The organism is Allobaculum fili (assembly GCF_020969955.1).
Classification (GTDB): Bacteria; Bacillota_I; Bacilli_A; order Erysipelotrichales; family Erysipelotrichaceae; genus Allobaculum; species Allobaculum fili.
Map to the genome: position 1 here is coordinate 1 of NZ_JAHDSX010000162.1, position 255 is coordinate 255.

Below are 255 nucleotides of genomic sequence, written 5' to 3' on the forward strand. Positions count from 1 at the left end.
TTTCACCTTTCCCTCACGGTACTCTTCTCTATCGCTCACTCTTACTTATTTAGCCTTGGCGGATGGTCCCGCCTGCTTCCAACAGGATTTCACGTGTCCCGTTGTACTCAGGATTCCGCTCCTTACTCGACTCGCTTGCCGGTACAGGGATTTCACCTTCTCTGTCCGCGCTTTCCATCGCGTTCCCGTTCGCTCGTCTTTCATTTCCAGCGGTCCTACAACCCCATATCGCTATGGTTTGGGCTCTTTCCCTTT

The 255-nt window shown here is 52.5% G+C and carries 1 rRNA gene; it reads right to left on the reverse strand.

The annotated features are described in order from the left end of the window. Positions 1–255 (reverse strand): 23S ribosomal RNA (locus Afil_RS10915); the annotation flags it as partial.